Annotated in this window: 8 protein-coding genes; 7 read left to right on the top strand and 1 reads right to left on the bottom strand. The window is 46.1% G+C overall.

Translation table 11 applies throughout. From position 1 onward, the window contains the following. The coding region (locus tag BV390_RS31750; RefSeq protein ID WP_224261798.1) for a hypothetical protein at nt 1-75 on the bottom strand (75 nt) is incomplete at its 3' end. Nucleotides 76-157: 82 nt separating this feature from the next. On the opposite strand from BV390_RS31750, the gene BV390_RS29620 reads away from it, so the two are divergent. The 7 genes from BV390_RS29620 (at nt 158) to BV390_RS29590 (ending at nt 8,293) form a co-directional block, all read left to right on the top strand. Next, nucleotides 158-475: a hypothetical protein gene (locus BV390_RS29620; RefSeq protein ID WP_025368636.1), complete on the top strand. Its 318-nt coding sequence runs from the start codon at nt 158-160 to the stop codon at nt 473-475. A gap of 29 nt (nt 476-504) precedes the next feature. Continuing rightward, nucleotides 505-894, top strand: a complete 390-nt coding sequence (locus tag BV390_RS29615; protein WP_016947060.1) for a hypothetical protein — start codon at nt 505-507, stop codon at nt 892-894. Nucleotides 895-1,024: 130 nt separating this feature from the next. Next, a complete protein-coding gene (locus BV390_RS29610) occupies nt 1,025-1,783 on the top strand; it encodes a hypothetical protein (protein WP_223369618.1) in 759 nt (252 codons plus the stop codon). Between the two features lie 341 nt (nt 1,784-2,124). Then, a complete protein-coding gene (locus BV390_RS29605) occupies nt 2,125-3,369 on the top strand; it encodes a site-specific DNA-methyltransferase (RefSeq protein WP_085397621.1) in 1,245 nt (414 codons plus the stop codon). A 68-nt stretch (nt 3,370-3,437) separates the two neighbouring features. Beyond that, complete coding sequence (locus tag BV390_RS29600) at nt 3,438-6,818, top strand: hypothetical protein (RefSeq protein ID WP_085397620.1); 3,381 nt, start codon at nt 3,438-3,440, stop codon at nt 6,816-6,818. Nucleotides 6,819-6,827: 9 nt separating this feature from the next. Then, nucleotides 6,828-7,181, top strand: coding sequence for a hypothetical protein (locus BV390_RS29595; RefSeq protein ID WP_085397619.1), 354 nt, complete (start codon nt 6,828-6,830; stop codon nt 7,179-7,181). 320 nt (nt 7,182-7,501) lie between these two features. After that, nucleotides 7,502-8,293: a hypothetical protein gene (locus BV390_RS29590; protein ID WP_004026443.1), complete on the top strand. Its 792-nt coding sequence runs from the start codon at nt 7,502-7,504 to the stop codon at nt 8,291-8,293. Nucleotides 8,294-9,392: the final 1,099 nt, after the last annotated feature.

Here is a 9,392-nt window from a genome sequence, read left to right as displayed (position 1 = left end):
GTTGGTGATTTTGAACTTTTGCTTTGCCACGGAACGGTCTGCGTTGTCGGGAAGATGCGTGATCTGATCCTTCAACTCAGCAAAAGTTCGATTTATTCAACAAAGCCGCTAATCGGGTCAAACTTACCGCTCATGCCCATGCTTAAGGAATTGTTTAATGCACCATGTAGCAGAGCATCCTGAGGAAGAAATCCGGGCTATCGAGTTATATACATTGTTGGGCCGGGAAGGCGTGCAGGTGCGTCTGAACAGTCTCTCTGTTAAGGCTATATCTCGTTGGGAGCAAGCTCTACCTTTGCCTCCTGATTTTACGGGGACACCATTTGATTTTCTAACGGATGCTGAACGCGAAGAAAGGCATCTTTTGTTAATCGGACAGATGCTCTGCATTGATGAACAGGCAGAGGCCCGCGAGCGTATCAAACAGCGTTTAGCCAGTCGTAGGAAAGGTAGCAGCCAGCAAAAAGCTGACTGAACCAGTCAAAGCAAATATATGGGACGACAATGTTAGAGAAAATTTATTACCTTGCCCTTTTTCTGATTGCGATTTGCATTATTCGCGGTTTCGTTTTCGCATGGAGCAGACGCAGTCCATTGGCCCTGACGTTGACCATCAGTGCCCTGGTGATTTGTCTGGCTTTCCATACTCTGAATAACTCCGTAGCAACAAGTATGGATCAGATATTGTCCGGTACAAGGGACTTTACACAGTGTGACTTCATTGACCAGCAATCAGCTGAAATCAGCGGTCGTGGCTATCCGGTCATTGTCCTAATGTGCGATGACGGTCAACAGGTTGTTAATGCTGACGTTTATTCACGACAGCTGATGCAGAATCAGGATTGCAACACGTTCAGGGCGGTGACAAGTTGTCACTTACTGCCAGAAAAGTAACTTTCGATAAAAATAATTATCCGCTGCGGCATTTGTAGCGGTTATGCGAGGAAGCTTACTTTCAAATCTGATAATCTTTCTGAAGTAAACATGCAGCGAACGAAAAACCTTATTAATCATAGAGAAAACAATGAATTTCAACGACGAGCAGAATAATGCCAGCGATAAACATGCAGATGATCCTGTGCAATCAGGACAGAGCGAACAAAACACAATTAGGATTCTTAAACCAGGATCAAATAACGACCTGATTGACCAACTTCGTGGTGGGCCTCTGGACAAAACATCCGTTAACTATGAATACCACTCACCGGATCCTACTGAAACTGCCCAACGTCTTGCTTTAATTAATTATTTGAATGCCGGAGAAGAAAAAATGGTGCCTTTTAATCCTGTTAATTTGCTTCAAATTATGTCATCTCACAAGATGGAGACAGATGATGTTGCGCTAATCGCCGGTACCGATTCTGTTGCAGTGGAGTCCTGGTTCAAGGATGGAGTCGCCAGTGAGACAGCACTGCACAACATCGCATGTGCGGTCGGGGTATCGACGGAATGGATTCGGGGCTTTGTCTCCGGTAAGGATGAAACCCTTAAGGCAAACAGTGAAGGCCTGACGAAAGAATTGCAGAATCTTCCCCCTGAAGAAATCGCCGTTCTGGCAAAAAGTTTCAGTTTGCGTTTGAAAGAAATCAGCGAACTCGATAACAAGCAGCAGAGCCCAGCCGGGTCGATCGTCTCACTTAATGAGGTTTACAATAGTGATACCGAAGAGCTCCTTGCTATTTATCGGCTAATGCCTGAAACAGAAAGACAAAATCTATATCGTGTTGTTTGTTTAAGACACAAAGAACTATCACGACTTTACGAAAAATTTATTAAATCTTAACAACAGATTTAATAATGCAGTCTGGCTCCGGAAGTGGATATTTGGTTGCAGGTGTCCATTTTTTATTTACACCTGCTTGTTTTCAAGGGAGTTCACAATTATAAATAAACACTGGAACATCACAAGTAATCTCCATTTAAAATACCCCCCCCTTAGTCAGGGGCTATGATATTGCAATCAAAGAAAAATGGTTTTCCGGGGGGGGTAACCACACTCAAACATTGGATGTTTATTAACTAAATATGTCCTTTCCGTATTATTTTTGATTCTGATGAAATTCGCCCCTGGCATTCAAGATTAAATATGAGATAATGATTACACGAATTTCACAGGGGTATGTTATGTCTCTTCTGAATCTGGATTTAATTGAAGCCATTTACTCTGATGCCGAGCGTGAACTCACCAATGATGAGTTATATAGGGAGGTACAGTCTCGCCTTTCAATTTCAGATAATGATTTCAATAAAAAAGAAAAATTCGGTTTGGCCGGTGTGCCGCATAACAAAATAAAACACCGTATCCGTTGGTTCCAACAGACGCTAAAAGCTATGAACGTCATTGAGCGTATAAGCTCAGGCCGTTCTCTATGGCGCCACTGTCGGAAAAACAAGTCAGGGCTTTCCGAAGTCAGGGAAGGGGCTTGTTTAGTGGCATTCAGTACAGATCTCGGCGTAGCGATTTTAGGAAATTCGACAATGGTGTTACCGGGCAATACCGAGCCGGTTCATCTCTGCCTGACTTCTCCACCTTATCCGCTCAGAAAGCAGCGGGATTATGCTGCAGCCTTCAAAAACGACTGTGACTATATTGATTTCATCGTAGAAGCCATTCGGCCAATTGCCCACCAGCTGGTTGACGGTGGTTCTGTCGTGCTGAATATCGGTCAGGATATTTTTAATCCGGGTCAGCCTTCTCGTTCCCTCTACCCTGAGCGCCTATTACTGGCCTTGTGCGAGAAACTAGACCTCTACCTGATGGACCGGGTGCCGTGGGTGAATATGAGCAAACCACCCTCACCGACATATTGGGCCTGCCGTAAGAAAGTTCAGCTGCTGGCCGGTCATGAAATGATTTTCTGGCTGACCAATAATCCTGATGCTGTCCGCTCCTGTAACCAGCGCGTTTTGCAGCCCCACACTGAGAGCCACAGCGCGTTGGTTGCCAGAGGCGGAGAGAACCGTACGACCATCTACGGTGACGGTGCCCATGTCGTGAAACCAGGGGCCTTTTCTCAATCCACTGACGGGGCTATTCCCAAAAATGTAATAATCCGAGGCCATGCATGTGCTGACACTCGCCGGTTTCATCAGGAGGCTAAACGCTTAAGGCTTCCTGCTCATGGGGCGATGTTCCCTACGGCCATCCCCGATTTTTTCATACGGTTCCTGACGGAGGAAAACGAGCTTGTTGTTGATCCTTTTGCCGGTTCTCTCAAGACAGGCCTGGCCGCCGAGCGGCTCAACCGCAGATGGATGTGTTTTGATAGTATTCTGGAATGGTTACGAATTTCAGCCACCGGCTTTTTTTCTGACTTCCCGGGATTTGAGATGAACCCGATTATTGATAACGGTGAGTTGTTCGCGTAAGCGGCCGTTACGAATAAACATTATTCACTCTGTCTTTTGCGGAGTGAACGATCACAGGAGATGGCGATATGCCTGACATTATCCCGCACCAACAACAGCCGGAACGTCTTCATAAATTTCACTCCCTCAAGGGAGGGCAATACTGGCGCGCAAAAAACGATATTCCTGAGCAATGTATTGAACAGGATGAAGTGTTGCTGATTGAGTCGCTCCGCTGGGTTGATAATGCACTCCATACTGTGATCCTCCGCACCCATCCGTCAAAATACGGCAAAGACTTTGTTTTCAAATTTACCGATGCTGCTGGCCGTAGCTGCCGCACCACGAAATCGTTTAAAGAGCATCGATTTCTGTTTAATGACTTTCTGGATAAATTTGAATTTGCAGATGATGGGCAGGATATCCGGAGCCAGGAACTGCTTGCAGCTCAAAACCGGGTTAGCCAGCTGACTCAGCAAATGACCGAAACCATGTCTGATCCTGAAGCACTGCGTACGGAACTCCTCGGCAGGGTTGAAGCAAAGAAAGCCAGTTCATCGACGCCAGGCGATGACAAAAAGCAACTTCCTATGGTTATGGAGCTGTCTTCATCAACTGAGATAGCGTCTCTTGGCACAGCTCTGTCATCAGGTATCGATGAAGCCAAAATAGCACAGCTCCAGCAGGCTGTTGAGTTCAGACATGAAATCGCACAGGCGCAAATCGACTGGATTAAAGAAAAGAATAATGCGATTTCGAGAGCCGTCATGGCTATTACTCCCTATCTGGAAGAGTCGGCTGCCGCCCAGCTTGCCATTGCCGAAGAAAGTCGCGAAACGCTGAATAAACTGATGGACGGTATAAAGTCCCTTGACCTCTACATCGGGAAAGATGTGGTGGTGAACACTATCAGGGAGGGTGAATCAGCACCGCCACACATTCCCTTGACGTTCGTACAGCGTAAGCTGGCCGTCGATGAGGAAACGGCTGTTTTTCTCGATATAGGAGAATGGTTTGATTTTGAAAAGTTGCCACTTTTTTTCCATGCATTAAACAACCATCCAGGGCTGGTGGAGCAGATCTTCCCGTCACAGCGCTGCGTGGTATGTATGACCACTACCCGTCGCTATATTGATTATCAGGACCGTTGGGCTAACTGGGAGCTCAATGCAAAAAACCAGACGGTCTTTCTGATGGTTAGGGACGGCGAACGGCTGTTCCAGGTTTACTCTGGAGTAGAGTCTCACCTCGGCGCTCATACACTTTTTCCAACCACCGATGAACAGGGAAATATCTTTCGAGGCATTGACGGTTCGCAGGTTACGTTCAATGACGTGTCATACACTGACAAGCTTAAAGCGCATGAGATGGTTGCTCTGCATTATTACCGGTTTCTTATCCTGTGCTGCGGGCTCGACCACCGGCTTAAGCTGTTTGGCGAGTTCTACGACCCTCAGGACCGCTTAAGTTTCGTCTCTATGGCGTTCCAGGAGAAGTATTGTCGATTCATTTATGATCATGATGGTACTGGCCTTCTGGACGATCCTGATGCGAAAGTGCGCCCCTCTATTGAGGAGTATATAACCCAGGCCAATAGCCATTTGCGCTCAGGTTCAAGGGTGTTCTGCGAGTGGAGAGCTGTTTGTACACCAAATACCGCGCCGGGCGTTGTGAAAGTCGATACTGGTACCAGTTACCGATCCTATTATTTTACCGCCGATTTCATCAATGATGAGGGAATGGCGGTGGCCTTTACCCGCAACAATGAGATTTGCGTGGAGGTTCCGGTCAAAAAAGATATCTACCGTCGCACTCGGGCTAATGATGTACGTGAATTTAATGCGAAAGTATCCCTCACGAATTTTCAGCGTGATCCGTGGGATGACGCCAGCAGCGTGGGATTCCTCTGTCTGGACGCTGTAAAAGCCGATGATCTTGATTATTACATCCACAGCCGCTCCAGTCGTAGGAATTTTATGTACTACATAAAGCTCTTCAAACGCCTTTCAGCTGTCCTGAGAACGGAAGAAGTGCAGGAGATGCCCTATCGGCAAAAGCTCATCAGAGCGCTGGTGGATGGCAATATAGGCACTAAAGCTAACCGTGCTGAAATCGTCGACAAGACAGTCATCACCTGGCGGGCGGACAAAAAAGGTCAGCCGCTTAGTGAAGGAATAGCCAACGAGAAAAGCTGGAAAGCATTACTTGGCATGATGGACCTGATCGCCTGGCGCGGTTTGAGCCATAAAGAGGCTGCAGTGGAGATGGCTATCTCCCGGGGTAGCAAACCGTTACGTCTTATAGTCACGACAAATGCCAGACTGGCTCTGTATGTTACCCCTACAGCCGAGGAACGTGACGATCGCGTGGAAAAACATAAGTGGGCCATGCTGCTGACCTTTAAAATGTCAGCAAAAGGGCTGACTCTTGATTCCAGCAAACCTGCGTTGCTAAGCAAAAATAGTGTTTGCGAAACAACCCTCTATGAATGGCCGGAGGCCAATGAGTGGAAAGGGTTGAAATCAGTGTTCTCCAGCTTTAACGAAAAGCAAAGAGCGTTTGAATATATTGAGACAGGCAAAGAGGACCTCCGAAAACTGTCTCCGGCTAACCCCTCAGAATTTGAGGCTGGGGTACGTGAATGGATGACGGCCTACTGCGAAATGAATGATTACCGCAAAACCGGGGGCCAGGTGCAGCAGCCGAGATTGATGATACCGGTAGGCATCTACATTAACTGGGGAGACTGGCAGTATATCTACGTCACTACAGAGAGTGAGGCCGCTGGGTATTTTTATCACAACTGCAGCGAACGCCTGAAAAAGGAACTTTTTCAGGAATATGTTTCACGCTTTGCTCACCCGGAAGGAAAGCTCGAACGGCTTGAAACTCGGGGGAACCAACTGGCATTGGTCATGACGAACAAAACTCCCGACATCGGCATGTTCTGTGCAGATCGCAATATTGAAATGGATAGCGTGAATTATGGACCTTTATCTTACAGTGCCTACAGCCAGCTTCAGCGAATTGAAAACCGATTGATTTTTGTCCTAGCTGAAGCGGAACGCGGGTTACATCGCAGGATTTATATTGCCGATAACCTTAAAAGCGACAATGGTGAGTTTATCATAGATGAACTCCTTGGTTCCTCACATCTACAGGCACAGTCTCCCGTTGATGTTTTCGAAGTCATTCTACCTAAGTCGTTGTCAGAAGGCCCGCTGCCGGTAATGAAATCGAGTGGTGAAATCTACCGTATTCACCACTGGTTTGATATCTGTCCAAAAGGCGCTGAGGCTAATGTTTCATTGAGCAATATCGAGGCACCAGTAAATAAGGTTACCAGACACAGTTTCGATAGCAGGGAGGCGGCAATCATGCATATCCTGATGCAGAAGGATACCGTTAGGAAAAATATCTCCGAAGACAGATTCAACACGCCAGAAGGCGTTGTCGAAAGGTGGTATTAGGGGAGCTTTATGTTTAGCAAGTTCTTTGTTTTGACCAGTATTGTTGTTTGGATTATGCCGGTGATGACTATCGCTGGCGCAATTTTCCGTAAGGACCTGTTAACCCGAAAAGAATGGATTTTTCTCATTTTCTTTAGCATTGTCGGTGCATCCTACGTTTCTTATTCCAGCTGGCAGGACAGGAACATAGGCCTGGTGCCAATAGGGAAAGAATATTTATCTTGCCAGTTAAAATCGCGTAATGAACCCGACCCCGAAACTTTCAGGACTGTGACCCTTGATTGTGGCGGAGAAGAAAAAATGGCTAAAGAGGAATTGTATGATGCAGCTGTAAAAGCCGCCATAAAATACGGTTACGAGTAAATCATCAAGAACCACTTTTCTCCATTTTACCCCTCTGCAATTTAGTATTTCGTTCTATCCACCAGCACAGGCCCACGGTCCCGGTAAACCCGGAACCGGGACCTGTGCCGTGAGACCACTTTAGACGGGTCACATCACTTCAAAGGGAAGCTGTCGCCGTCTCAGTCACCCGGTCTCAAAATTTTTACAGGCATTCAGCCTGCAAAAACTTTGAGCTGCGGCTTCCTTCTCCGCCCTTTTTCGTTCTGTTTTCCCCGTCTGCGTTTGTCTCACGGCACAGGTCAGGCCGCACACAATCCTAAATTGCAGGAGAATACGCTATGAATGCTTTTAATAATCTGTTTAACCGTCACTGTCAAAACACTCTGCTGGCTCGCGGATGGCCTGCCGATATGGAACTGAACTATTCATTAGCTTACTGCCAGGGAGATGGTGTGGCATTTTACGGCGTGCTGCATGACAAAGAAATATTGTCCTTACTGGCTGGTCTGGTGAAATATAATCATATCACTGCAAAACTGGCAGAAGAGGTTGCCGAAGTAATCAAAGACAGCGAAACAAAACTCATCCTTGAACGCAACGGTTTTGGGTACCGATATTCTCATGCAAATACCATCCGAGTCCTGTTAGAAAATTACCCGGAAGATATCGGGTATGAAGATCGCTTTTATGACGTTCTGGATAGTATCCAGGGGAGCATTGAGGAGATATGTAGCACGCTTGAAAATGACGGTTATAAAATCCATGAAAATATGAGCCCTTCCTATGCTGGCGACCTTGTTATGTCACGTGCCACAGCTAATTTCGAAATCATTGTAACCGAAAGCGAAGAGGAATTTTGGGACACATCAGATGCCTGGGATGATGAATGTAAAGATTTATACATAGCTGATCTTCTTACCGGGAGATATGAACTGAAGAATCTTGAAATAATCGTGAGGGGAAGAACCACAGGAAAGGTATACGGACAACATTACGCCGAACTGGTTTCAATTAACAAAAATAGTCCGGTGCGACGTTGGTTTGACCGCGATTGGTTAAGGTTAGCATTTGAGGAAGCGCGGGTAAAAATTGAAGATAGCCGTAAGGAACTTACAAACATAAGGTTATAGTTTCTCCAATGAGGGGCTGCAGCAGTGCAGCCCCAACCTTTCAGGTGACCGTCCCAGGAGTAGTACGATTCATGGTCCGGTGGGTTCAGAAAACATTGCCAGATAGCGTTTGCTGTCTTCTGCGCCCCTTGCTGTACGAAATCTAAGGCCCGAACCATAGCTTTCGTAGCTACGTTTATCCTTGAAATAACCATTTTCTAACGACATCAAACCATCCACAAAAGCCCAATTTTTGGATTATCGTCCGGAAGCGAACGTGCTCAGGATCACTCGGATCCTTTTCTGGATCGTTAAGGGTAAAACCTTTCAGTTAGTTCAGCCTGCTAGTTAACTAGCCTCTCAGAGGCCCGTAATCGCTCTCAGAAGCCGTTTCTTAGAAAAATGGTACCTACCTACGTATAATATTTGCGACTAATCCTGGTGTGTTTGACGACCATTCTGCGCTGGATCCGATCATTACCACTGTTCGAGGTACCGAAACTCAACCACCAGCACTACCCTGCAGAGAGGCAACACCCACTGGTTTTGTTCTTATCATACTAATAAATAACGAATTATTAAACTGTGTGACAGTGATCTACGTTGTGTCTTCGGCATATTTGTTGTTGTTTATTCCGATCTGGGATCCGGCTTCGGTAAGAGTTAGGGGTCAAATCCCCTAAAAGGAGACAAATGCTGTGTTTGTAAACGATTTTGTGGGTCCAGCCACTTATCCCCGTTATCCACACCCTATAACCAATAATTGATCCCAATATGATCCTAGATCTAACCCATAAAAACCAAAAGGATCCCCGGCACTGTATCCAATTGAATTATATAAGAAAATCGACACTTTTGATTAACCGTCGTACGTGTTTTTGTTAATGTTCATATGGAGTTTCATTAATACATGAATGATTTTAGTTAACAGTCGTATGCTGGATGATCTACAGTAATGGGATTCAACATTAACGGTCGTATGTTTAGGATAGGAATGACTGTGAACAAGAAAACGGAATCTATGGTCACTCCCGTTTTTGCAACACCGATTTTGACGATAAATTGGCTTGCTTGAATCTATCCGGCGTCTGAATGGGATTTTATTCCCGCGCCTCGATGA

Source organism: Klebsiella sp. YJ (assembly GCF_002108615.1).
GTDB classification, from domain to species: domain Bacteria; phylum Pseudomonadota; class Gammaproteobacteria; order Enterobacterales; family Enterobacteriaceae; genus Klebsiella; species Klebsiella planticola.
This window is presented reverse-complemented; position numbering and strand designations above follow the sequence as displayed.